This window comes from Bacillus sp. FSL K6-1003 (assembly GCF_037964945.1).
GTDB classification, from domain to species: Bacteria; Bacillota; Bacilli; order Bacillales; family Bacillaceae; genus Bacillus; species Bacillus mojavensis.
The window spans coordinates 895,278-919,129 of record NZ_CP150176.1; the positions used below are offsets into that span (position 1 = coordinate 895,278).

28 protein-coding genes are annotated in these 23,852 nt (G+C 44.9%); 16 read left to right on the top strand and 12 right to left on the bottom strand.

From position 1 onward, the window contains the following. Positions 1–76: 76 nt before the first annotated feature. On the bottom strand, positions 77–640 hold the full coding sequence (locus NSU16_RS04465; RefSeq protein WP_339192199.1) for a PadR family transcriptional regulator: 564 nt from the start codon (positions 638–640) through the stop codon (positions 77–79). A gap of 407 nt (positions 641–1,047) precedes the next feature. Here NSU16_RS04465 and NSU16_RS04470 point away from each other — a divergent pair, with 407 nt between their 5' ends. Together NSU16_RS04470 and NSU16_RS04475 are read left to right on the top strand one after the other, a co-directional pair. Next, positions 1,048–1,680, top strand: a complete 633-nt coding sequence (locus NSU16_RS04470) for a triacylglycerol lipase (protein ID WP_268511114.1) — start codon at positions 1,048–1,050, stop codon at positions 1,678–1,680. 468 nt (positions 1,681–2,148) lie between these two features. Beyond that, the gene (locus NSU16_RS04475) at positions 2,149–3,237 is read left to right on the top strand and encodes an acyltransferase family protein (protein WP_339192200.1); all 1,089 of its coding nucleotides are present in this window, start codon (positions 2,149–2,151) and stop codon (positions 3,235–3,237) included. A gap of 36 nt (positions 3,238–3,273) precedes the next feature. On the opposite strand, the gene NSU16_RS04480 is transcribed toward NSU16_RS04475, so the two are convergent. Together NSU16_RS04480 and NSU16_RS04485 are read right to left on the bottom strand one after the other, a co-directional pair. Beyond that, entirely contained in the window at positions 3,274–3,891 is a 618-nt protein-coding gene (locus NSU16_RS04480) for a TetR/AcrR family transcriptional regulator (protein ID WP_229148972.1), read from the bottom strand. Then, positions 3,857–5,110 (bottom strand): MFS transporter, encoded by a 1,254-nt coding sequence (locus tag NSU16_RS04485; protein ID WP_339192201.1) that lies wholly within the window; start codon positions 5,108–5,110, stop codon positions 3,857–3,859. Before NSU16_RS04485 ends, NSU16_RS04480 begins: the two co-directional genes overlap by 35 nt. A gap of 129 nt (positions 5,111–5,239) precedes the next feature. Here NSU16_RS04485 and bstA point away from each other — a divergent pair, with 129 nt between their 5' ends. Then, positions 5,240–5,776: a bacillithiol transferase BstA gene (bstA, locus tag NSU16_RS04490; RefSeq protein ID WP_339192202.1), complete on the top strand. Its 537-nt coding sequence runs from the start codon at positions 5,240–5,242 to the stop codon at positions 5,774–5,776. Here the strand turns inward: bstA and NSU16_RS04495 are convergent. Further along, complete coding sequence (locus NSU16_RS04495) at positions 5,773–7,329, bottom strand: MFS transporter (protein ID WP_286058846.1); 1,557 nt, start codon at positions 7,327–7,329, stop codon at positions 5,773–5,775. The genes bstA and NSU16_RS04495 overlap by 4 nt on opposite strands. Before the next feature lie 114 nt (positions 7,330–7,443). Continuing rightward, a complete protein-coding gene (locus NSU16_RS04500; protein WP_339192203.1) occupies positions 7,444–7,926 on the bottom strand; it encodes a MarR family transcriptional regulator in 483 nt (160 codons plus the stop codon). A 172-nt stretch (positions 7,927–8,098) separates the two neighbouring features. On the opposite strand from NSU16_RS04500, the gene mprF reads away from it, so the two are divergent. Next, complete coding sequence (mprF, locus tag NSU16_RS04505; protein WP_339192204.1) at positions 8,099–10,669, top strand: bifunctional lysylphosphatidylglycerol flippase/synthetase MprF; 2,571 nt, start codon at positions 8,099–8,101, stop codon at positions 10,667–10,669. Positions 10,670–10,687: 18 nt separating this feature from the next. On the opposite strand, the gene NSU16_RS04510 is transcribed toward mprF, so the two are convergent. Beyond that, the gene (locus NSU16_RS04510) at positions 10,688–11,665 is read right to left on the bottom strand and encodes an iron-siderophore ABC transporter substrate-binding protein (RefSeq protein ID WP_339192205.1); all 978 of its coding nucleotides are present in this window, start codon (positions 11,663–11,665) and stop codon (positions 10,688–10,690) included. A gap of 156 nt (positions 11,666–11,821) precedes the next feature. Between NSU16_RS04510 and NSU16_RS04515 the strand changes: the two genes are divergently transcribed. The 4 genes from NSU16_RS04515 (at position 11,822) to NSU16_RS04530 (ending at position 15,514) form a co-directional block, all read left to right on the top strand. Then, positions 11,822–12,823 carry an iron ABC transporter permease gene (locus NSU16_RS04515; RefSeq protein ID WP_229148986.1) on the top strand — a complete coding sequence of 334 codons (1,002 nt, stop codon included), beginning with the start codon at positions 11,822–11,824 and terminating at the stop codon, positions 12,821–12,823. Further along, complete coding sequence (locus NSU16_RS04520; RefSeq protein ID WP_339192207.1) at positions 12,820–13,851, top strand: iron ABC transporter permease; 1,032 nt, start codon at positions 12,820–12,822, stop codon at positions 13,849–13,851. The genes NSU16_RS04515 and NSU16_RS04520 overlap by 4 nt, the downstream gene beginning before the upstream one ends. Positions 13,852–13,963: 112 nt before the next feature. Then, positions 13,964–14,842, top strand: coding sequence for a PhzF family phenazine biosynthesis isomerase (locus NSU16_RS04525; protein ID WP_339192208.1), 879 nt, complete (start codon positions 13,964–13,966; stop codon positions 14,840–14,842). A gap of 87 nt (positions 14,843–14,929) precedes the next feature. Continuing rightward, positions 14,930–15,514 (top strand): nitroreductase, encoded by a 585-nt coding sequence (locus tag NSU16_RS04530; RefSeq protein WP_024120644.1) that lies wholly within the window; start codon positions 14,930–14,932, stop codon positions 15,512–15,514. Positions 15,515–15,552: 38 nt separating this feature from the next. On the opposite strand, the gene NSU16_RS04535 is transcribed toward NSU16_RS04530, so the two are convergent. The 3 genes from NSU16_RS04535 to NSU16_RS04545 all read right to left on the bottom strand — a co-directional run bounded on the left by NSU16_RS04535 (position 15,553) and on the right by NSU16_RS04545 (position 16,885). Beyond that, entirely contained in the window at positions 15,553–15,744 is a 192-nt protein-coding gene (locus tag NSU16_RS04535) for a YfhD family protein (RefSeq protein ID WP_010333446.1), read from the bottom strand. 65 nt (positions 15,745–15,809) lie between these two features. Continuing rightward, on the bottom strand, positions 15,810–15,920 hold the full coding sequence (locus NSU16_RS04540; protein WP_010333447.1) for a YfhE family protein: 111 nt from the start codon (positions 15,918–15,920) through the stop codon (positions 15,810–15,812). A 53-nt stretch (positions 15,921–15,973) separates the two neighbouring features. After that, positions 15,974–16,885 carry a TIGR01777 family oxidoreductase gene (locus NSU16_RS04545; RefSeq protein WP_339192209.1) on the bottom strand — a complete coding sequence of 304 codons (912 nt, stop codon included), beginning with the start codon at positions 16,883–16,885 and terminating at the stop codon, positions 15,974–15,976. Positions 16,886–16,973: 88 nt separating this feature from the next. On the opposite strand from NSU16_RS04545, the gene recX reads away from it, so the two are divergent. From recX to NSU16_RS04560, 3 genes are all read left to right on the top strand, one after another. Continuing rightward, complete coding sequence (recX, locus tag NSU16_RS04550; RefSeq protein WP_168747241.1) at positions 16,974–17,765, top strand: recombination regulator RecX; 792 nt, start codon at positions 16,974–16,976, stop codon at positions 17,763–17,765. A 7-nt stretch (positions 17,766–17,772) separates the two neighbouring features. After that, positions 17,773–18,093: a YfhH family protein gene (locus NSU16_RS04555; protein ID WP_010333450.1), complete on the top strand. Its 321-nt coding sequence runs from the start codon at positions 17,773–17,775 to the stop codon at positions 18,091–18,093. A 138-nt stretch (positions 18,094–18,231) separates the two neighbouring features. After that, positions 18,232–19,425, top strand: a complete 1,194-nt coding sequence (locus tag NSU16_RS04560; RefSeq protein WP_339192210.1) for an MFS transporter — start codon at positions 18,232–18,234, stop codon at positions 19,423–19,425. 33 nt (positions 19,426–19,458) lie between these two features. Here the strand turns inward: NSU16_RS04560 and NSU16_RS04565 are convergent, their stop codons facing one another. Further along, positions 19,459–19,611, bottom strand: coding sequence for a small, acid-soluble spore protein K (locus tag NSU16_RS04565; protein WP_010333452.1), 153 nt, complete (start codon positions 19,609–19,611; stop codon positions 19,459–19,461). Positions 19,612–19,735: 124 nt separating this feature from the next. Here NSU16_RS04565 and NSU16_RS04570 point away from each other — a divergent pair, with 124 nt between their 5' ends. Then, the gene (locus tag NSU16_RS04570; RefSeq protein WP_024120650.1) at positions 19,736–20,005 is read left to right on the top strand and encodes a YfhJ family protein; all 270 of its coding nucleotides are present in this window, start codon (positions 19,736–19,738) and stop codon (positions 20,003–20,005) included. A gap of 36 nt (positions 20,006–20,041) precedes the next feature. Here the strand turns inward: NSU16_RS04570 and NSU16_RS04575 are convergent, their stop codons facing one another. After that, positions 20,042–20,425 (bottom strand): hypothetical protein, encoded by a 384-nt coding sequence (locus NSU16_RS04575; RefSeq protein ID WP_339192211.1) that lies wholly within the window; start codon positions 20,423–20,425, stop codon positions 20,042–20,044. Between the two features lies 1 nt (position 20,426). Beyond that, a complete protein-coding gene (locus NSU16_RS04580) occupies positions 20,427–20,639 on the bottom strand; it encodes a helix-turn-helix transcriptional regulator (RefSeq protein WP_268447384.1) in 213 nt (70 codons plus the stop codon). A gap of 190 nt (positions 20,640–20,829) precedes the next feature. Between NSU16_RS04580 and NSU16_RS04585 the strand changes: the two genes are divergently transcribed. From NSU16_RS04585 to NSU16_RS04600, 4 genes are all read left to right on the top strand, one after another. Further along, positions 20,830–21,348, top strand: coding sequence for an SH3 domain-containing protein (locus NSU16_RS04585; protein ID WP_326226385.1), 519 nt, complete (start codon positions 20,830–20,832; stop codon positions 21,346–21,348). Positions 21,349–21,431: 83 nt separating this feature from the next. Continuing rightward, positions 21,432–21,764 carry an SdpI family protein gene (locus NSU16_RS04590; protein ID WP_326192466.1) on the top strand — a complete coding sequence of 111 codons (333 nt, stop codon included), beginning with the start codon at positions 21,432–21,434 and terminating at the stop codon, positions 21,762–21,764. Next, the gene (locus tag NSU16_RS04595) at positions 21,751–22,614 is read left to right on the top strand and encodes an alpha/beta hydrolase (protein WP_010333458.1); all 864 of its coding nucleotides are present in this window, start codon (positions 21,751–21,753) and stop codon (positions 22,612–22,614) included. The genes NSU16_RS04590 and NSU16_RS04595 overlap by 14 nt, the downstream gene beginning before the upstream one ends. Before the next feature lie 231 nt (positions 22,615–22,845). After that, positions 22,846–23,835 carry a glycosyltransferase family 2 protein gene (locus tag NSU16_RS04600; RefSeq protein ID WP_010333459.1) on the top strand — a complete coding sequence of 330 codons (990 nt, stop codon included), beginning with the start codon at positions 22,846–22,848 and terminating at the stop codon, positions 23,833–23,835. Positions 23,836–23,852 lie beyond the last annotated feature (17 nt).

The following is a 23,852-nucleotide window of genomic DNA, read 5'->3' on the forward strand; positions in this document are numbered from 1 at the left end:
ATTATATCTTGTTTTCTGTCAGGTTCAGTCTTTGTTCCAGATGTTGTTTGACGGACGGCCAGTCATTTTCGATCATTTAAGGCCGCTCCTGGGTATCCTCTTGTATCATGGCTGAAATATGCTCCAGCCAAGAAACGTAGGTTTTCTCCCGCTCCAGCGCTTTTGTCAATACCAGATAGTGGCCAAAATCTGTTGAAGAAAACGACATCGGCTCTGCTGATGCCATTAGCTTTTCATAGCTCCTTTGCAGGTCAGCGAGCTTCTCCTTGCGTTTCAGCAGCTGGTCTGTAAACAAGTCGGCTGCCTCTTGGCGTGACAGAGAAGAAATGAAATAAGCCTTTAGCATAAATTCATCCTTCACTGTTTCCGGAATAGGATGGTGGCGGGTCAGCCACGCGTGCAGCTCCTGTTTTCCGCTGTCAGTCAGCGTATACATTTTTTTCTCAAGTTTTGTGCCCTGAATCGTTGTCCGGAATGTGATAAAGCCTTCATCTGTCAGCTTTTTGAGCTCAGGATAAATCTGGCTGTGCTTGGCGCTCCAAAACTGGCCGAGCTCCGCTTTGAAATAACTTGTAATATCATACCCGCTCAATTCGCCTTTTCGTAAAAGCCCTAATATGGCGTATTTTAATACTCTCATGCTGTCCTCCGTGTTTATGGCTGTTTTTGCAAAACAGAAGTTTTTTAAATGCCCTGCCGCAAATCGTATCGCTCTTTTCTCTTATAGCAGGAAAACAAAATTGAATTCCTTCTAGATACTGTCCTATATCAAATAGTCATTGCCATCTCATGTCTAGCTTTCATCTGTTCCCTATATTATAGGAAAGGGAGACTGGGAACACAACCGCATGTCTCCTACGCTTATTGTCCTTTCAAGTTGCTATCGATTGTATGGATCAAGTGTACTGCAGACAACTGCCCATTGACAGGTTTATGCTTATTTCAAAATAATAGAGAAATTGAAGATTCTGATAAGTTTATATTTACCAAGTTTAAATTTAATTGTATAATCATTCTGGTAAATACATAATTGAGGAGAAACGGAAAATGAAAAGATTACTTATTGCATCATCTATTTGTCTATCAATGATTTTGTCTATTCTAGCCGCTCCGCCTTCAAGTGCAAAGGCGGAAACAGCACATAACCCTGTTGTTCTTGTTCATGGGATTAGCGGCGCGTCATACAATTTTTTTGCTATTAAAAATTACTTAATCTCTCAAGGCTGGCAAAGCAATAAACTATATGCGATTGATTTTTATGATAAGACAGGGAATAACCTAAATAACGGACCGCAGCTTGCTGCATATATTGATCGTGTTTTAAAAGAAACAGGAGCAAAAAAAGTAGATATTGTGGCTCATAGCATGGGAGGAGCCAATACTCTATACTATATAAAATACTTAGGCGGGGGCAATAAGATTCAAAATGTTGTCACGCTTGGAGGAGCTAATGGTTTAGTGTCATCTGTTGCGCTGCCTGGTACAGATCCTAATCAAAAGATTCTCTATACATCAATCTACAGTCTAAATGATGAAATTGTCATCAATAGCTTGTCTCGATTACAAGGAGCCAGAAACATCCAGCTTTATGGCATCGGCCATATTGGCTTGCTTTCTAATAGCCAAGTCAACGCCTATATCAAAGAAGGATTAAATGGCGGGGGACTAAATACGAACTGATGCCTCAGGGTATGCGCTAGATTAAACCTGCTGTTCATGACAGCAGGTTTTTTGTTTTCTGAAAGATTGAGGAATTCAGAACCTAGAGTAAGCGGTTATTCAGCTTCCATATTCCAGCTCAACCACTTCTTTACTGAAGCTTTTCGCAAATGCGGGAGCCCCACCCTTCATGACAAATTGTCCCTTCCGTAACGCCAGCTTTTTTAACGATTTCACTCGGGAATGCTGAAATCGAATTGGATTATTATCAAAAGGTAAACAGGACACTGTTCCCGCGCGTCAAGCATAGCAGCCCGGCTGTACGGGACAAATGGCTGAGGGTGGTTTACCGAAAAGTTATAGGTTTTTATGGGTCTTATCTTTTATGCATTGCTGAAAGATAAGAAATCAGGCACTTTTTTCAATTGAAGCAGGTGTGTTATGGTACAACCATCGATTTCTAAAAATTTGAAATAAAGGAGCGCTGTTATGCAAATAAAAGAAATTTTTGTGATCCGCTGCATTTCGTGCTTAAGTGTCGTTCTGCTCCATATCATTTCAATGGTTCTGATGCTTCAGGCGGAAGCACTTGCCGATATTTCTCACACGGTTGATTCTTTGCGCACACTCCTGATGTTCAGCACGCCTGCTTTCATTTTCATCTCTGAGTTTTTGCTGGCGCGTTCTTATCCTGATGGGGTGCCGGAGGGGTTTTTGAAGAAGAGAGGAAAAGTGATTTTTATTCCGTTTTTATTTATCGCAGCCATAGATGCCTTGCTGATGACCAGTGCAATGGGGGGGAAGCTGACATTTTTGGCGTTTGTGCAGAAATATCTGGAAAACGTATTTTTAGGAAACTTTATCGGATATTTCATTCTTGTCATCTTCCAATTTTACATCCTGCACATGCTCTTTCATGAGTATTTGAAAAAAGCATCGCCAAAATGGGTGCTGTCTGTCTCGTTTGTGGTGACAGCCGCTTATTTGGGCTATTTCTCAGCAGTCAGTCCGGCTCCCGCTTCTGAACAAGGCGGTTCCTTTCCGTTTTTCTGGGTTCCGTTTGCAGGCTGGCTTTTCTACTTTTGTCTCGCTTATTACTGCGGAAAAGAGTACAAGCAGTTTTTAGCGCTGCTGAATCAATACCGCTGGGTGATATACGGTGCTGCGATCGGATCCGCCGCGTTGGTTGTGGCTGTTTCTTATTTCGGAGAGGTCGGCATGATCAGCTCAAAGCGGCCTGACATCATGCTTTATTCAACAAGTATGATTTTCCTGTGCTTTCACCTGTTTTCTAACATAAAGCACGTGCCGAAAATCATTATGTTTATCAGTAACTACTCCTTTTCGATTTATCTGCTGCACGCCTATTTTATGATCATTGGCTATGTTTTGCTGTTGAATATGCCGGACATTCCCGCTGTGCCGGCCGTTTTCTTGATGTTTGCCGTCTGCACAGCGGGCCCGATCCTGACATCCTGGGCGCTGAACAAGTTTAAATATGGATATTTGTTTGTAGGGAAAATCTATCAGCCGAAAAAGCGAAAAGTAAAAATGGAAGTGCGTGATCACGCAGGCTGAAACATCGCGGCAGGAGAAACGTTCCTGCCGCGATGTTTATGCTTCATTCACTTGCAATACTGTTTTTAAATACAGTTTAGCTGCTTCAACCATTCCTGATACATCAGCTTTGTCCTCATCGAAATAAAGCGCGTTTTGGATGATGCCATCATTCACATTGAGAAAAAACTTAGTAATCGTCGCCAGAGGCTGCAACGGCTGAAATTCCCCCTGATCGATTCCTTTTTGCAAAAGCTTCGAAAACCTTGTTACAAAAAGATCATAACGTTTCTCCAAATACTCGCGCCGTTCTTCATTGCGCCAAGCTGTCACCAAATATTCAAATTGCACCGGAGCCAATGTATCCTCCGCTTCACGCAGACCTTCAGTCAGTCCATCGAGGTAGCTGGTAATAGTCTTCCAGACACTTCGGTTTTCAGCTGATTTATCAAGCTTTCGAAGTCCTTCATCGAGGCCTGCCTCAATGATGCGGCGAAACATCTCTTCTGTACTGGAAAAATAAAGATAGACGCCGCCCCTGCTGAAGCCCGACTCCTCCACAACGTCCTTCATTGTCGTTAATTCAAATCCTTTTCGTTTAAAAACGGTTTTGGCAGCTTCTAAAATCTCCGCTTGCCGTTTATCTTTGTGCTCCTTTGTTACTTTCGGTGACAAGATATCGCCTGCTTTCTGACATTTTCTTACCTATAAGTGTAGTCAACCCGGCCGCAATCAGCAAGCAGCCGCAGATCAGAAAAGCAAAAGATACGCCGATCAATTCGGCCAGCACGCCCCCGCCCGCCATGCCGAGAATGGAGGCGAGAGTCGTCGTGCTCTGAATAGCGCCAAACACTCTGCCGCTATAATCAACAGGTACAGACGTCTGAACAAGAATTTGAAACGGGACATGGACGAGGCCGAAAGCCGCTCCCATAATGAAAAAAGCGAAAATAAAAAGTGCTGTGCCGACAATTCCGAGGCCACCCAGAAATGGCACACATCCAGTTGCTATTCCAAGCAGACATGCCCCTAGTGTGAAATAAAGCAGATAAGAGGAAATTCGCCTTTTTCCTACAATGGCAGCCGTCAGCAGCATACCGGCCCCGCTTACGGCCATGCACCATCCTGCAAGCTCGGGCGGCGCACCGGGAAAAGAGCGGATGAGAATAATAGCCTGTGAATCACCAATCTGCAAAATGAAGAGAACAAAGCAAGCCGTGAACAAGCCCGTCAATAGAAGAGGTGTCTGTTTCATAAATTGAAAACCTTCTTTTATAGAAGCAAGTGCTGATGTTTTGTCTTGAGGTGTATTGGATGTTTGCTTAAACGCATCTCTCGGAAGCGAAAACAAAATGACAGCAGACAGAAGAAAAGCGCCCGCGTTGATGAAGAAAACGGAATGAATGGAGACTGCGGCGACCATTATGCCGCCAAGCGCGGGACCGAAAATTTTGGTGGTGTTATCGATGATGCTGCTGATAGAAACAGCCTGCTGAATGAAAGCTTCTGATGTCAATTCCTTAAGCTTGCCGTTTTTAGAAGGTGAAAACAATGAAGAAAAACAGCTCTGAAGGCTGAGCAATACGTAAAGCTGCCAAAGCTCACTGACATAAACACAGCTGATAACGGTGAGGGTGCGGCCGATTTCTGACAGAAACATGATCATTTTTCTGTCAAATCGATCTGCAAGCACACCCGATACGGGGCCAAGAACAATGACAGGCAGTGCAAATGACATCATTAAAAAAGACATATCCAGTGAAGAAGCATCCAGCTGAAAGGCGGCTAATGTTAAGACGGCCAAAATGTGCAGCCAGTCGCCAAGGGAAGAAATCGTTTGCGAGGCTAACAGCGTCATCAGCCCTTTATTTCTCCAAAACAATGATTGACCCATAGTTTTCTCCTCCTGCTCATAAAAATGACACTAGTGTCGTTTTTTATTGTATGGGAAAATAACACAATAAACAATGGTTTTCTTGTAAAATAATAAAGATTGAATAAAGCATTCAGGAGGGAAATGGGCATGTCAACAGCCAATCTAAGCTATCCGATAGGAGAGTACAAACCTAGGAAATTCATATCAAACGAGCAGAAAGAAGAATGGATTCAAGTGCTGGAGGAAGTGCCGGCTAAGCTGAAGCAAGCCGTTGAGGGGATGACAGCCAGCCAGCTTGATACACCGTACCGAGACGGCGGATGGACCGTCCGGCAAGTTGTTCATCATCTGGCTGACAGTCATATGAATGGCTATATCCGTTTTAAATTAAGCTTGACAGAAGAGACACCGGCTATCCGTCCGTATGATGAAAAAGCATGGGCGGAGCTTGCAGACTCCAAAACAGCGGAGCCGAGCGGTTCACTCGCGCTTTTGCAGGAGCTTCACGGAAGATGGACAGCTCTTCTTCGCACTCTGACAGATCAGCAATTTCAGCGCGGATTTTACCATCCCGATTCAAAAGAGGTCATTACCCTAGAGAACGCGCTCGGGCTGTATGTCTGGCACTCCCATCACCATATCGCTCATATTACGGAGCTTTCTAAACGGATGGGGTGGTCTTAACGCTTTTGCCGGCGGAAAGCCGGGAGACTGATTGCTGCAACCACCAGCAGTGAAATCACGGCCGCCGCCGCATATAAATGATCATAGCCGCTGGCAACACTTGCATGAATGGCATCGCTTATCGCAGTTTTGACTTCAGGCACAGGTATGCGTTCGATCTGTTCTTGTAAAGAAGAAACATCTGAGCTGTCGATCTCGGGAATCATCTGCATATCCTTCCCTGACTGTCCGCTGTCCGATAAGCGGCTGCTGATTTCATCACCGATTTGGTCAAACCCTGCTGTGATAAAACCTGCATAAAGAGTAGGCGCCAATGTCAGGCCAATTTGCCTTACCAATGATAGCGTGCCAAGCGCTGTGCCCTTATTCGTTTTCGCTGCCTCTGATACAAGGACGTTCAGCGGCGCGCCTAACAGAAAGCCAAAACCAATCCCAGCTACCACACTTGCGATCACAAACTCCCATTTCTCCGTCACCCAAAGCGGAAATAAAGCAAATCCCGCACATGAAATGATTCCTGAAAGCACAACAGTTTTCACCGGTCCTTTTTTGTCGGTGAGCGCTCCGCCAAGCCAAGCGCCGATTCCGGAAGCTAAGGCGAGAGGTGTCATCCAATAGCCCGCTTTTGCGGCAGGAACGCCTAAATATTGCTCAACATAGGACGGAATAAAAATAACCGCCGCCAACAGGCCCCCGGATAATAAACCGATGATAAGCGTTCGCTGAAACAGGTGATTCCGAAGTAAAGAATACGCCAGAATGGGATCGCCCCCGCGCATTTCCATCCGCTTCTCAAACCATACGAGCGCCGCAAAACAGAAAATACCGATTAGAATAAATCCATAAACCTCAGGATCTCCCAGGCTTTTTAATAGATTTGTTCCGTCAAGGTTTGTCATGCCGTACATTACAGCCAAAATTGACAAGGACAGAAGAAAAATTCCGGCCGTGTCGAGACGTTTGGCCTCCGGCGCTTTGGTTTCCACAATAAAAAATGCACCGAAAACAACCAGCAGCACCGCAATCGGCAGGTTAATCAAAAACAGCCAATGCCACGATCCGGTCCAATCAAGCAGAAAGCTTCCGACATTGGGTCCTAGCACAGCAGCCATCCCGTTCATCGCCCCTAGCAAGCCAAGGGCCTTCCCTTGCTTTTCCTTTGGAAGCGTAGCGAGGACGTGAGAACTTCCGATGATGAAAATTCCCCCGCCTCCAAGCGCCTGAATCAGCCGTGAGATAAGAAAAAGCGGAAAGTTTTGGCTCAAGGCGACAAGCAAAGAACCGAGCCCGAAAAGGCCGACTTCAATAAGAAACAGCTTTTTTCTGCCGTAGCGATCGGAAAGCTTTCCGACGATCGGCACACTGACGCTGAGTCCGAGCGTATAAAGCGTAATGCCCCACGAACCCCAAGACGGGGAAACAGCAAATGATTCGTTTATCGTGGTCAGCGCAGCGGAGATGATCCCATTATCCAACGCAGCCATAAATACCCCGATGGTAAACAGGCTGATCGCCCACTTTTGGCTTTTTTGATCTGCCAATGCCTTTGGCATACTCATCAACTCCTTTTACTTCACTTAAAATATATTATTCATTTAAAATGAACTAAATGTCAAATGAAAAAAGTCTGCCTCCGCAGTTTGCGTGAGAACAGACTTCGCCTGACATTATTCTTTTTTTGCCTGCTCCAGCGCTCTGGAAAGAATAGAAAGCCCTTTGGAAACAGCTTGCTTTTCATCAGGAGACAGCATTTCCAAGGAACGCTTCAATTTCATATGGCCCTTTTGATAAAGCCCGCGAAAAATATTTTTCGCATCCTCCGTTAAATGGACAACCACTGAACGGCGATCCTCTTCAGAATGTGATCGTTTAACAAAGCCGGATTTCTCAAGGCGGTCTAGCAGCCCGGTTGTATTTGACAGGGAAGCTCCCATTTTCCCTGCAATATCACTGACCTTCAGCGTTCCGTGATTGTTTAAAAGCATCAGCACTTTCATTTGCGGCATGCTCATATCCAGCTTCATCCACTCAGACACATCACCGAGCCCGGCAGATGTTAAGACTTTCATATAAAGCACCCAAATTTCACGTTCCTCAGATGAAAGAATATTTTCGTTTAATACTGTTGTATCATGTAAGTTATATTCCATTTGATCACTTCCTCATCATTCGCTCCTCTTACCATATTACTCGATTTTAACTGCTGAAAGAAAGTCAGCATAAACCGCAGATGGGACTTTGTCCGAAAAATAGCGGTAGTGTATAATGAGTTGGAGATTATTGGGGAAAGAAATATCGAACTGTATATGATTGGAGAGACCATTGCTGAATAAAAAGAATGCTTTATCAATTTTAAAAATCGTTTTTCCTGTTGCTGTTTTACTATTTGTGTTTTATCAGTCGAAGAAAGAATTGACAAACCTGTCATTCAAACGAACGCTTATGGTGATCAACGGGCTGGAGCGGACCGACTTATTCATTCTTGTGCTCATCGGCCTGCTTGCTGTTGCGGCCATGTCACTATATGATTACGTTCTTAAATATTCGCTGCGCCTTTCGATCACAAACGGAAAGGTGTTCAGGGTATCCTGGATTGCTAATTCATTTAATAATGTCCTTGGCTTCGGAGGGTTAGCCGGAGTCGGGTTAAGAATGATGTTTTATAAGGAGCATACAAAAGACCATAAAGCGCTGGTGAAAGGAATTGCCTGGCTTACATCCTCGATGCTGCTCGGCCTTTCAGTTTTCAGCATTTTCGTTATCGCAAGATTGCTGCCCGTAGATGAAGTCATCAATGAAAAACCATGGCTGTGGGCGGTTGTTATCGGCTTCGCGCTGATTGTGCCGATCTCTTTGGCGGCGGCTATACGAAAAGGCCGCAAAGCAGAGGATGAAGAGGGCGGAGACATAGTGAAAAATCCGATTTTCGCTTATATGGGCGCTTCCATAGCAGAATGGCTTATGGCTGGAATCGTGATCTATCTGTCTCTGCTCGCCATGGGAATTCATGCTGATATCAGGTATGTGTTCGGGGTATTTGTGATTGCGGCAATCGGAGGCATGATCAGTCTTGTTCCAGGCGGCTTCGGCTCGTTTGACCTTTTGTTTTTGCTCGGAATGGAGCAGCTAGGCTACCATCAGGAAGCCATTGTGACGTCGATTGTGCTGTACCGGCTCGTCTATTCATTTATCCCGTTCGTTTTGGGGCTGTTCTTTGCTGCCGGCGATCTGACCGAAAGTACGATGAAACGGCTTGAAACGAACCCGCGAATTGCACCGGCAATTGAAACGACAAACGTTCTGCTTGTCGTACAGCGGGCCATGTTAGTGAGGATTTTGCAGGGATCGCTTTCACTCATTGTGTTCGTAGGCGGTCTCATTGTCCTTGCGTCGGTGTCACTGCCGATTGATCGGCTGACAGTCATTCCGCACATTCCGCATCCGGTCCTTTTGCTGTTCAATGGGCTGTCCTTAAGCTCAGCGCTCATTTTGCTGATATTGCCGATCGAGCTTTATAAACGGACAAAACGGTCCTATACAATGGCGATTACAGCGCTTGTCGGCGGGTTTGTTTTCAGCTTTTTAAAAGGTCTTAATATCAGTGCTATATTCATATTGCCGATTATCATCGTTTTGCTTGTGCTGTTGAAAAAACAATTTGTCAGAGAACAGGCTTCCTATACGCTCAGGCAAATGATTTTCGCTGCGGCTCTGTTTACTGTGGCGCTGTTTAACTATAACCTTATCGCAAGCTTCATCTGGGATCGGATGAAGAAGGTGCTGCGCCACGAATATTTCGTCCACAGCACTTCTCATATTACACATGCGACCATTATGGCAGTCATCGCCGTTCCGCTGTTCTTCTTTATCTTTACAGTGGTGTATCATAAGAAAACCAAACCCATTGGGGAAAAAGCTGATCCAGAACGTCTTGCTGAGTTTTTGAATGATAAAGGCGGCAACGCGCTCAGCCATCTCGGCTTTCTGGGGGATAAGCGGTTTTATTTCTCAAGCGACGGTAATGCATTGCTTCTGTTTGGAAAAATCGCAAGACGTCTGGTCGTGCTTGGCGATCCGTCCGGCCAAAAGGAATCGTTCCCCCTTGTGCTCGAAGAATTTCTGAACGAAGCACATCAAAAGGGCTTCAGTGTTCTGTTCTATCAAATCGAACGAGAGGACATGGCGCTGTACCACGATTTTGGGTATAACTTTTTTAAACTTGGCGAGGAAGCCTATGTGGACTTAAACACGTTTACCATATCAGGGAAGAAAAAAGCCGGTCTGCGGGCGATCAATAACCGGTTTGAACGGGAGGAATATACCTTCCATGTTGACCATCCCCCATTTTCGGAAGCATTTTTAGAAGAGCTCAAACAAATCTCAGATGAATGGCTGGGCTCGAAAAAGGAGAAGGGCTTTTCACTCGGGTTCTTTGATCCATCGTATTTACAGAGAGCACCGATCGCTTATATGAAAAATGCTGAAGGGGACATTGTGGCTTTCGCAAATATCATGCCGATGTATCAGGAAGGCGAAATCTCGGTCGATCTGATGCGCTATCGCATTGACGCCCCGAACGGTATTATGGATGCATTGTTCATCCGCATGTTTTTATGGGCGAAGGAGGAGGGATGCACGTCATTTAACATGGGTATGGCGCCTTTGGCCAATGTCGGCACAGCATTTACATCCTTCTGGTCAGAACGCTTCGCGGCTGTCATTTTTAATAATGTTCGGTATATGTACAGCTTCAGCGGGCTCAGGGCATTTAAAGAAAAATACAAACCCGAATGGCGCGGAAAATACTTGGCGTATCGGAAAAACAGATCTCTTTCTGTCACCATGTTCCTCGTCACGCGTCTGATCGGCAAAAGCAAAAAAGACTCCGTCTAAACAGACGGAGTTCTTTTTTTATTTAGACGTTAAGAAATATGTTTCAATATCGTCAAGCAGATAGTTTGCGGCTTTGATTCCGCCTGCGGTTGTCCACACGACGTCATCGACCTCATGGGCGTTCCCTGACTTCACAGCCTTAAGGTTTTTCCATAGTGAACTGCTCGTCCACTGGTTGGCCCATTTTTCATTATCTTTTGCATTATCGGCTTTATAAGTGAAATAAAAAAGCACATCGCCATCCATATCAGGAATGGATTCTTTGCTGTCTGTTGAGAACGTAAACTGGTCCTTTTGTTTCTTGAATAGCTCCACTTGCTTTTCAGGACGTTTAAAACCTAGCTGGTCTAAAATAATGCCGGAGAATGAATCTTTATAATAGATTCTCGACTCGCCGGACAGAAACCGTACAACAGACACGGTTTTGTTTGTCTGATCGCCAAGCTTATCTTTCATATCGGCAACGCGCTTATCAAAATCGGCAATGACTTCTTTGCCTTTGTCGGCCTTATTCACCGCGTCGGCATAAAGAGTCAGGTTATCCTTCCAGTTCCCGGCTAAAGATTCAGCAAAAACCGTCGGCGCAATCGCATTTAGCTGATCATAAATCTTTTCTTGGCGCACTTTATTTCCAATAATCAAATCAGGCTTTAATTCCGCGATGGCTTCCACATTCGGTTCGGTTTCGAGCCCGACGTTTTTCACACCTTTCATGTCGTCTTTCAGGTAGGCATACCACGGATCACCCTTCCAAGACTTCACGGCCCCGACTGGTTTAATGCCAAGCGCTAAAAGCGCCTCTGTCCCTTCATTTGTTAAGACGACAATCCGTTTTGGATTGGCTGGAATATTGTCTGATGTCCCCATTGCATGTTTAACCGTTCTTGTTTTGCTGTTTGCCCCCTGGCTGTTACCGGAACTTTCTGAACTATTACAGGCAGAAAGCACCATAACGGCCATAAGGAATACAAATAACATGCTGATATGCTTTTTCATCTTTTTCCTCCCAATATTGAAATTCATTATCATTTAGATCATAATAAGCAGTGGTGAGAGTGTCAATCATTAATTGAGGATGATTCTCAAAAACAATTAATTTACTGCAGTCAAGGTGAAGAATGGTACATAGTAAATCACTAGGAGAATTGGATGATGATCTTCAAAGAGGCTTATTCGAAATGGATTTTGTTATTATGTCTGCTTTTCGTTTTGCTGGCGGCTGTCTGCGCAAGTGTCATTTACGGCTATACCGGTACGTCATGGGGACAGGTCTATCAAGCATTTACATCTTTTAACGGATCAAATGAGCAAGTCATCATTAAAGACGTCAGGCTCCCGCGAGCACTGGTTGCCACAGTTGTCGGCGCTTCCCTTGCGGCTGCCGGCGCTCTGATGCAGGCGCTGACAAAAAATCCGCTAGCATCACCAGGGATTTTCGGAATCAACGCAGGGGCCGGCTTTTTTATTGTTGCCGGATCATTTTTTCTGCATATTCAATCACCCCAAGCGCTTGTATGGAGCTCGTTTCTCGGTGCTTCCTTTACCGCCGCGATTGTCTATGCCGCAGGTTCGCTTGGAAGAGAAGGGCTCACGCCGATCAAATTGACGCTGGCTGGAGCAGCCATGGCGGCAATGTTTTCTTCGCTGACACAAGGCATGCTTTCCGTCAATGAACTCGAGCTGGCTCAGGTGCTATTTTGGCTGACGGGCTCTGTGCAGGGCAGGAGTCTTGATTTGCTGCTGACAATGCTTCCGTATGCCGCGGCAGCGCTTATGATCAGCTGTTTCCTCGGCCAAAAAATTAATCTTCTTGTCATGGGAGAGGATGTTGCCAAAGGACTCGGTCAAAAAACGGGACTGCTGAAATTCGTTATGGCACTATGCATTGTCCTGCTTGCCGGTTCGGCTGTCGCCATTGCCGGGCCGATTTCCTTTATCGGCATCATCATCCCGCACTTTGCCCGCTTTATCATCGGCAATGACTATCGCTGGGTTCTGCCGTTTTCCGCTGTTTTAGGTGCAATTTTACTTGTTGCCGCGGACATCGGGGCACGGTATATCATTATGCCTCAGGAGGTTCCGGTCGGGGTCATGACGGCGATGATTGGCATGCCTGTCTTTGTTTACATCGCAAGAAGGGGGGCGAATCTATGAAACTACGTTTTGGCTTTACAGCGGCTGAAAAGAAAGCATGGATTGTCTTTTTTGTTTTACTCGGTTTAACAGCGGCTGTGTTCATCATAAGCGCCGGGCTCGGGCAGCGGTTCATTCCTCCTTGGGATGTGGCCAAAACATTTTTCGGTGCAGGTTCAAAGCTCGATGAAATGATGGTGATGTCGTTCCGCATGCCAAGAATTTTGACAGCTGTATGCGCCGGCGTTTGCTTGGCTGCGGCAGGCGCAATTTTGCAGGGGCTGGTCAGAAACCCTCTCGCATCCCCGGATATTATCGGAATCACGGGGGGAGCGGCTGTGGCTGTGGTGCTTGTCATGATGTTCTTCTCAGACCGGAGCGATTCACTGACGATCAGTCTGTCATGGCTTCCGGCAGCCGCATTTCTCGGGGCATCAGTTGTTGGACTTATCGTTTATTTACTCGCATACAAAAATGGCGCCTCCACGTTTCGGCTGGTGCTGATCGGAATCGGATTTTCAATGTCTGCACAAGCGATGACCACATTGCTCATGATCAAAGGCCCGATCTACAGGGCGTCTCAAGCCAATGTGTACATAACAGGTTCAGTCTACGGATCGAACTGGCAGCATGTAAAAATAGCCGTGTTGCTGTCAGCCATTCTCTTATTCATTTGTTTTATCTGTCTTAAAAATATGAATATACAAATGCTCGGTGAAGATATTGCGGCAGGCGCGGGAAGCTCCGTGCAAAGAAACCGGTTCTTCCTGCTGCTGCTGAGTACGGCTCTTACGGGCTGTGCGGTTTCGGTTGCCGGAACGATTGGTTTTGTCGGTCTGATGGCGCCGCACATCGCAAGGCGTCTCGTCGGCTCGTCTTACGGTGCGCTGCTCCCGGCATCTGCACTGATCGGGGCTCTGCTCGTATTAGGAGCAGACATCATCGGCAGAACCTTATTTTCCCCGGTCGAAGTTCCGGCAGGCGTTTTTACAGCGGCGATCGGCGCTCCCTATTTTATTTATTTGCTCTATAAAACAAGAAATTCCTGATCGTAAACCCATTTTCTCTGAAAGAAAATGGGTTTTTTAATAATGACTGAAAATTGCCACTAATATTTTGTTATACTGACAGAGACATTGATGCAGAAAGGATGGCAGGCGAATGAAAGCAGAGGTATTAAAATATGAAGCCTTTACGGAAAATCCCGGCAAAGGCAACCCCGCGGGAGTGGTATTGCACGGGAATGCTTACACAGAAGAAGAAATGCAGAGAATAGCTGAGCTCGCAGGATATTCAGAAACCTCCTTTATTCGGAACAGCGAGGCGGCTGATCTTGAACTCCGTTACTTCACTCCTGGACACGAAATGGATTTATGCGGACATGCGACGGTCGCTTCCCTATACGCGTTATGTGAAAAAGGAAGGCTAGAGATTGGTAAAACGTACAGCATCCAGACAAAAGCCGGTATCCTGCCAGCAAACATTTCTGAAAAAGAGGGGCGCATTCATATCACACTTGAACAGGCCGCTCCGAAATTCAGACCATTTACGGGCGACCGGGAAAAACTCGCGGACGCATTGGGAATTACGGCGGAGGACTTTCATGATGACCTTCCAATTGTTTTTGGCAGTACAGGCATATGGACTGCAATTGTTCCGCTCAAATCATTAGAAGCCTCTAAAAAAATGGTGCCGAATAACAAACAATTTCCGGAAGTTCTAGTTGATCTGCCAAAAGCCTCAGTGCACCCGTTTACCTTCGAAACGATTCACTCTGACAGCGACCTGCACGGACGCCACTTTTCGTCGCCGTATTCAGGAACAATAGAAGATCCCGTGACTGGCACAGCATCCGGCGTGATGGGAGCTTACATGCAGCAATACGTCAGGTCCGGGCAGCGCACATTTATCATTGAGCAAGGACAGGAGATAGGGAAAGACGGAAGAGTGGAAATTGAAATAAACGGAGATAACGATCACATCAAAGTGAACATGACAGGGACTGCCGTTTACTCAGAAACTCGGATTCTTGAAATCTAATAAGGCTGGCGGTTTACAAAAAGCTGCACTTTCCGTTATGATTATGGTTGATAATCATTTTCAATTGGATAGAAAGGGTGAAGCGGTATGCCTCAAGCCGAACAGATAAATCAAGATTCAGCACTGCGGGATATCATACGCAGCAGAAGATCAATCCGTAAATTTAAACAAGATCCCGTCCCTCCGGCTGTCATCCTTGACATGCTAGAAACGGCAAAATATGCGCCGAATCACAGAGTTACGGAGCCTTGGAGATTTATTTACGTTTCCAGTGAAACAGGAAAAGCAAGCTTGATTAAAACCTTTGCTTCATTTTCTAAAAAATCAAAGCCGGACATGACGGAAGAAAAACTCCAAAATTTCAAAAAGACACTCAGCCGTGTGCCTGGATTTCTGCTTGTTGTATTTCAGGAAGATGAGAACGAAAGAGCAAGAGATGATGATTTTGCGGCAACCAGCTCATTGATTCAAAATCTCCAGCTTCTTGCCTGGGAAAAAGGAATCGGCATGGTTTGGAAAAGCGGAAAGATCCTCTATGATAAAGACGTGCATCAAGCCTTCGGTTTACAGGATAACGAGCGCTTCGCCGCGATCATACAAACAGGCTATCCTGATGAAATGCCGGAAGTGAAAAAACGCACACCGATAAAGGAACGGTTCACCGAGCTGTAAAAAACCCCCTGTCTCAAGCAGAGACAAGGGGTTTTTCATTAACGTTTCTTGCTTTTCGCTCTCTTATCGGCCGCTTTCGCGCGCTCCTGCGCTTTGCGGTCATCCGCATCAGCGAGCTCGCTTGAATATTCCTCGTAAACGCCGTCAGTTTCTCGTTTTAACGCATCTGGAACCTGAGGAAGTTTTTGTTTGTTTTTATCACGGTTTTTGTGGATATGATTTCTGCCCATATCAAATTCCCCCTAAAAAGTGATATCAAACAAACATAGTATCTGCTTTCCGGCGATATGTATCCCTACTTCCGCTTAGCAGCTTTTTCCGCCTTTTTAAATTCACTTGAATAAAGAACTTCCTGCATTTTCTTCAGGTTGGCTCCTTGCTGGTGCTTCTCCCTTTTCTTTTCCATAAAAGGACCTCCTTCAACCATGTTATTCTTAAGGTTGACGCTTCCTTCCGTTTTTATACAGCCTTTCGGTCCGTCAGCAGCTGCGAAAGGGCGAATTCAAGATCTGAAAATGTAAAACGGAATCCGGACGTAATTGCTTTTTTAGGCAAAGCGCGCTGTCCTTTCACAATAAGCAGGCTCATCTCACCCAATGCTTTTGATAAAAAGAATTCTGGAACGGGGAGCCAGTGGGGACGATGTACCACCCGTGCAATCGTTTTTCCGAAGTGCTTCATTTCAACCGGATTAGGCGCTGTCACATTAACGGGACCTGAGATGCTGTCGGTTTCAATTGCATATAGAATCAGCTGGGCGGCGTCCTCCACGTGAATCCAGGACAGCCACTGATTGCCAGTCCCGATCGTTCCGCCGGCCAGCAGTTTGTATGGCAGAACCATTAGCGGGAGAGCGCCTTTTTCTCCAAGCATCACGCCAAATCTCGCGTAAACCGTTCGGATGCCCATCGCCTCAATAGTTTGCCCTTCACGTTCCCACAGATGTGCAGTATGGCTGAGAAAATCCTCGTCTGACGTGGGAGAGTCTTCTGTAAAGGTCTTTTCAAGGTCAGTGCCGTAAATGCCCACTGCACTGGCTTGAATAAGCGCCTTCGGTTTTTCCGCCTGTCTATGAATAAGCCGCCGTACTTCCCGGGTTGCATCGATCCGGCTGGAGAGAATTTGCTGCTTCGTTTTTTCATTCCAGCGGCCAAAAATCGATTTTCCCGCAAGGTTCACCCAGACATCAATATGAGGAAGTTCTTGTTCAGGCGCAGCATCTTCAGTCAGCCATTGGACATAAGTGATATTTTTTTGTTCAGTTTTTCCCGCGTTTCTTGATAAGATATAAACATGATGTCCCTGGCGGGTGAGGACGCCAGTCAGATGCGTACCGAGAAAACCCGTTCCGCCCGTCATTGCAATATTCATACACATCTCTCCTCATCGTTCTGATAACTATACTTTACCTCATTTTGATCATAGAAAACGCGTTTGAGACCGGAGAAGGGAGATTAAGATGCCATTTATTACAAAGATATCAGCGCAAAAGAAGAATACTGAACGTTTTAATATTTTTCTGGATGAAAAATATGCTTTCAGCGTTGACGCCGATGTGCTCGTGAAATTTGAGCTTAAAAAGGGGAAAGAGCTTGATGACCTCGAGATCATTGAGATTCAATACGGCGATGAAGTGAAAAAAGGCTTCAACCGTGCGATTGAGTTTTTATCCTATCGAATGAGGTCAACGAAAGAGGTAGAAGACTACTTAAAGAAAAAAGAAACCTCGGCGCCCGTCATTGCGGAAGTGATTCATAGGCTGAACGATTACAGCTATTTAAATGACCAAGAGTTTGCGGCGGCCTATGTAAGCACTCACAAAAAAACAAACGGAAAAGGGCCTGACGTTTTGTTCAGAGAGCTGAAGGCGAAAGGAATCGATGACGATACGATTAAAGATACGCTAGGTTCTTTCTCGTTTGAGGAACAGACAGAAAAAGCAGTTAAGCATATCGAAAAGCTTCTGAAGAAAGACAAGAAACTCTCTTCAAAAGAAATCAAACAGCGAGCCCAGATGCAGCTGCAGCGCAAAGGCTTTTCATTTGATGTCATCTCTGCGGCGCTGGAGCAGATTGAATACGAAAATGATGAAGACACTGAAAAAGAAGCGCTGCGTCTTCATGCGGAAAAAGCGTTTAGAAAATACCGTTATGACGGCTCCTATGAAAGTGCCATGAAGGTCAAACAATTTTTATTTAGAAAAGGATTCTCACTCGATTTAATCGAGCAATTTCTGCGGGAAGAGGAGTAGCTGAAAAATGGAGAAACGATACAGTCAAATGACAACGCACGAACTCAATACAGAAATCGCAGGACTTTCAGAAAAAGCAAGAAAAGCGGAACAGCTTGGAATCATCAATGAACTGGCAGTGCTCGAACGGAAAATTGCAATGGCAAAAGCTTACTTGCTGAACCCGGAGGACTTCTCACCGGGAGAAACGTATATTGTGGACGGCTCTGAGGACGAGTTTTACATTAACTATTTAAATGGCGTTTTCGCTTGGGGATACAGAACATCGGCTCCCGATCAAGAAGAAGCGCTTCCAATCTCAGTATTGCAGCAAAAGAAGCAGGGATGACCGAGAGGCTGAATATCAGCCTCTTTTTTTATTTGAGCACATTCAAGGCGATTTTTAGAGTAAAAATGATTGAATTCATCCTGGATTTCTTTTAAGATGGAACTCGTTGTTTTTTAAAAATTAAAGGAGGCGATGACGTTGAGTATGAAAAATCCATCTGTAAAATTCATTATTTTTGTTCTTATGATCTGCACGTTTTCAATTGGATACACAGAATATGCGGTGATGGGTATTTTGACGTCGATTGCCAATGACTTTCATATACATGTTTCCTCTGCTGGACTCCTTGTTACCGCTTATGCGGCAAGCGTCTGTGTGACAGGCCCGCTTGTCACGATTGTTTCTGTCAAGCTCCCGAGAAAGCCGGTGCTTCTTGGATTGATGGGGATTTTCATCCTTTCCAATCTGTTAAGTGCGCTGGCACCGAATTTTGCGGTATTGGCCGTCTCAAGAATTTTATCTGCTTCCATTCACGGCGCATTCTTTGCAATTGCGATGGTATTTGCTAGTGAAATGGTGCCGCCAGAAAAACGTGCCGCAGCCGCTGCGTCTATGAATGGTGGTTTAACAGTGGCTTTAATGCTGGGTGTTCCATTCGGTTCCTACTTGGGTGATGTCCTAAACTGGAGAGTCGTGTTTTCCATTATTACGGTGCTTGGAGTGATCGGATTTTTAGGCCTGATGGCTACCGTGCCGAACAGAAAACCAAAAGTCATCCCGATGCTCATGAATGAGTGGGGAGTATTTAAACACAAACAGGTGCTGTATTCCTTTGCGATTACCATTTTAGGCTATTCAGGCGTATTTATCGCTTACACGTTTATCGAACCGATTTTAAGAAATTCAGCGGGTTTCAGCACAGTCGGCATTACAGGTGCTCTCTTCGCTTATGGTTTGGGCGGGGTTGCAGGGAATTTCTTTGCGGGAAAAGTGCCGCTTCCTCTGCTGACCCGGACCATGATTGGCGTCATGATCGGTTTGATCGGCGTACTTGCGATATTTCCGTACATCGCCGTTTATCCGGCCGCAGCCATTATCGGGACTTTCTTATTTGGCGCTTGCGCATTCGGCACGCCGCCTCTTTTGCAAACAAAGGTTCTTTCTTCATCTGAGAACGGCACAACGATCGCCGCAGCTGTGAGCGTGTCTGCATTTAACCTGGCCAATGCGCTCGGCGCGTGGATCGGCGGTATCATTTTAAGCGGGACCGGCTCCTATTCCTGGCTGTTTGCAGGAGGGGCGCTGATGACCGCGTGCGGACTGGTGCTGTCAACCTTTGCGCATCTGTCTGAAAAGAAAAGCGTCTATGAATATCAAGTCAATAAAGGGTAAAAAAACAGCTGCACATGTGCAGCTGTTCTTCTTTTATCGTTTGCCGGAGGCTCTCATTTTTTCCTGAGGATGCTGATTGATGGACCCGTCAGGACGCTTTGAAGCATAGTCGTCCTTCGCTCTCGGTTCACCTTGAAACTTGTTTTCATTTTCGTAAGGAAATCCTTTTTCTTTATTGCGGACCATGTCATATCCCCCTAGGTTCGAGATCAAAAAGTTGCGTCTTGCCAGATGAAGACGTAAGGTTAGTATATGGAGAACATGAAGTTTTAAAGCGTAATTTTTTTCCTGAAGGAAAGGAGACCACCAAATGAATACGTATATTGAAAAACTGACAAATCTGCTTCTGGAAAAAAACGATATGATCAGCTACATTCAGGCGAAAACATGGGTGGAATTGTTATGGAGCGACTTTGAAGCAACCTATGCAAAAGCCGGACACGCCTACCAAGGCGAAAAAATGACCGAAAAAATCGTCACACAGTGGATTGAGAACTATGGCGGCCAGCTCCACCTTTTCCAAAGCGGCCGTGAAGACGTAAATGATTACTTAAACCAAAGCAGAGGTCTTTTACATTAACACAGCCTGCCGGCATAAAGTACGGCAGGCTGTTTTTTACACATTTGTATTGAGTACATCACTCATCACCATTCTAATCATAAAACCAAGAAAAGCAGTATATGCAATCAGCTGCAGATAGGATAAAGGAAGCATAGATTGATGAATAAGAACAGCACCTATTAGCAATAGAACAATCATCACCCAATGTGATATATAGCCCGCGAAATGAGCATTTGAGCGGGTGCGTTGGTCATTCTGAAGGTGTACGTTTCCCCAGAGTTTATTTCTATGAATATGTGAGGCAGAATAAAGAACTCGTGCAGTTCCGATGACTGCTAACAGAAGTGTTAAAGTTGAAGGTGAATGCCAATAAAGGACATACAATAAAATGGGAAGCAAAGTTTGCAAAAACAATCCAGTACGATACGTCATGTTCATATTATTTGTCTCCTTCTATCCAGAATAATTGCTCTAATGAGCACTCTAATACTGAAGATAATTTAATTGCAGTGCCTATCGAGGGTTCATATCTTTGTTTTTCAATTGCAATGACCGTCTGTCTTGTCACTTGAATGTTTTCTGCCAGCTGATCCTGTGTCCATCCTTTAGCTTTTCTGTATTCTTTTACACAATTACGAACCCCGTGCTTCATCTAATTTGAACCTCTCTTTATGTAACGTATACCTTACATAATGTATCATACAAGTATTAGTATGTAATGTACACCTTACAAACCTTAACATTTCCTTAATTGTTAGAAAAAATAAACAAATAGTGTTTCATTCACCGGGCAATAAGGGAATACCTCTTATATCTTGTCAACATACGAGGAGGAGCTATAAATGAAAAAGAAACAAGTATTGCTCGCTTTAACAGCCGCCGCAGGACTGAGTTTCACAGCATGTAGCACCGCTCCCGCAGCAAAAGCCGCAACCCCTCAGACCATGAATGTCACCATGCCATCATCAGATTCTTATGTTGTTAAAGCAGGAAAACTGAATGTGCGAACTGAGCCAAATCAAAAAAGCGCGATTCTCGGCACGGTATCATCTGAACAGAAAGTCACTGTAAAGGGATTTGCAAATGCTAATTGGGCTCAAATCAAATTCAAAGGGAAAAAAGCATATATATCAACACACTTCTTAATGAAAACCGCAAGTCAAGCAAAAACAGCAAAACAGACTGCCTTCTATTCACCAACACCGGAAAATGGAAAAGCCAAACAGCTTTCCTCCGGGACAGAAGTCACTTTGCTCGGCTGGGGATTCAGTGAAAACGGAGGATTTGATTTCAGCTGGGCATTCGTTGATTATGGTGGGGTAAAAGGCTATATTCAGACAAAGGATTTACAAATACGCTAAAGACAGGCTCTTGCTTGTCTTTTTGCCTTGATATTGAAACATTTCTTCTTTCTGAACGTAACAATGAGAAAGGAGATGATCATATGGCTTGTTTAGTCGGCGGAGGGCTCATGATCATTGCAGGTCTTCTCATCAAATTGTTCCCTCCAAAATCCATTAACAGTGTATATGGATTCAGAACGAGACGCTCAATGTCAGATCAAAGATTATGGAATGAAGCCAACCGTTACAGTGCGGCGCTCATGATCCTGTCAGGTTTGATTGTCTTGGGGGCCGGGGTGCTGCTGAGATCAAGCTTTATCATTCTTCAGCTGATCATGCTTTTTGCTGCTTGTATCATCACTTTTATGCTGACGGAGAAAAGGCTGAAACATATGACGAAAAGTCAAGGAGGAGAGTTGAGTGGAAGGAGTTAATAGTCAGTTTATCAAAACAAATGGGATCACGCTCCACGTTGCTTCCGCAGGGCCGGAGGACGGCCCGCTTATTGTCCTGCTCCATGGGTTCCCTGAATTTTGGTATGGCTGGAAAAATCAAATCAAACCGCTTGCCGATGCGGGGTATCGGGTGATTGCTCCCGATCAGCGCGGTTACAACCTCAGTGATAAACCCGAAGGAATTGAGGCTTATCGAATTGATACATTAAGAGATGATATCATTGGGCTTATTTCGCAATTCACTGATCAAAAAGCAATTGTGATCGGGCATGACTGGGGAGGAGCAGTAGCCTGGCACTTGGCATCAACACGTCCGGAATATGTTGAAAAGCTGATCGCCATTAACATACCGCATCCGCACATCATGAAAACCGTAACGCCAGTCTACCCTCCGCAATGGCTGAAAAGCTCGTACATTGCCTTCTTCCAGCTGCCGGACAAACCGGAGGCCGCATTAAAAGAAAATAATTATGAGAAATTAGATAAAGCCATCGGGCTATCTGATCGGCCGGAGCTTTTTTCTTCCGAGGATATCAAAAAGTACAAAGAAGCGTGGAAGCAGCCTGGCGCCCTGACGTCAATGCTGAACTGGTACAGGGCCCTCAGAAAAGGCAGCCTTGCGGAAAACCCCCGCGAATACCATACAGCCCCTTACCGGATGATCTGGGGAATGGAAGACCGCTTTTTAAGCAGAAAGCTTGCAAAAGAAACAGCAAGCCGCTGTCCAAACGGGCATTTAATATTTGTGGATGAAGCGTCCCATTGGATCAGCCACGAAAAGCCGGCCATCGTGAATCAGCTTATTTTAGAATATCTTGAAAAACAATAAGTCAGATTTTCTTTGCACGTCTGTCGAAATGGCAGACTTTTTCTATGCTTTTTTTTCATACTCTATTTTAAACCTGACAAAATAACATTACATATACTCAAATGTCATACCAAAAATGTAACAAAAAACAGGTTTAAACGACTTTAAAAAAAGGAATAGCCTTACTGAAGATTTGTGTACAAATTCCCCTAAGGCAATACTTAAAAAGAATAATAAAAAGAAGGTGCCTTAATGAAGCAAGGATTAATCTCGATTATTATCCCGTCTTACAATGAAGGTTATAATGTCAAACTCATTCATGAATCTTTAAAAAAGGAATTCAAAAACATTCATTATGATTATGAAATATTCTTCATTAACGACGGAAGTATTGATGACACGCTTCAGCAGATCAAAGACCTGGCATCCAAATGCAGCCGAGTGAAATACATATCATTTTCGCGAAACTTTGGAAAAGAAGCCGCGATCTTGGCCGGATTTGAACATGTTCAAGGCGAGGCAGTTGTCGTGATGGACGCCGATTTGCAGCATCCGACCTATTTGCTGAAGGACTTTATCAAAGGCTACGAGGAAGGCTATGATCAAGTCATTGCCCAGAGGAACAGGAAAGGGGATAACCCCGTGCGTTCGCTTCTTTCGTCCCTTTACTACAAGTTCATTAATAAAGCTGTGGAAGTTGATTTGCGTGACGGTGTCGGAGACTTTCGACTGTTAAGCCGCCAAGCTGTAGATGCACTTTTGAAATTGAGCGAAGGCAACCGCTTTTCAAAAGGCCTGTTTTGCTGGATCGGTTTCGAACAGAAAATTGTTTTTTACGAAAATGTCGAAAGAAAAAACGGCACATCCAAATGGTCATTCAGCAGCCTTTTTAATTACGGAATGGACGGCGTTGTCTCCTTTAACCATAAACCGCTGAGAATATGCTTTTACACCGGCATTTTTGTATTGCTGCTCTCTCTTATTTATATCATCGCCACGTTCGTCAAAATTCTTACAAACGGTATTTCTGTACCCGGATATTTCACAATTATATCTGCGGTCTTATTTCTTGGCGGGGTTCAGCTGTTAAGCCTTGGCATCATAGGAGAATACATCGGCAGAATCTATTACGAAACAAAAAAACGGCCGCATTATTTGATCAAAGAAGCAAATATCCCAAGCAAAGATCTGCCTGAAACGAACGAATTGAAAAACATGCGGCGCCTGACTAAACTGCACTGAAATGAATGAATTGCCAT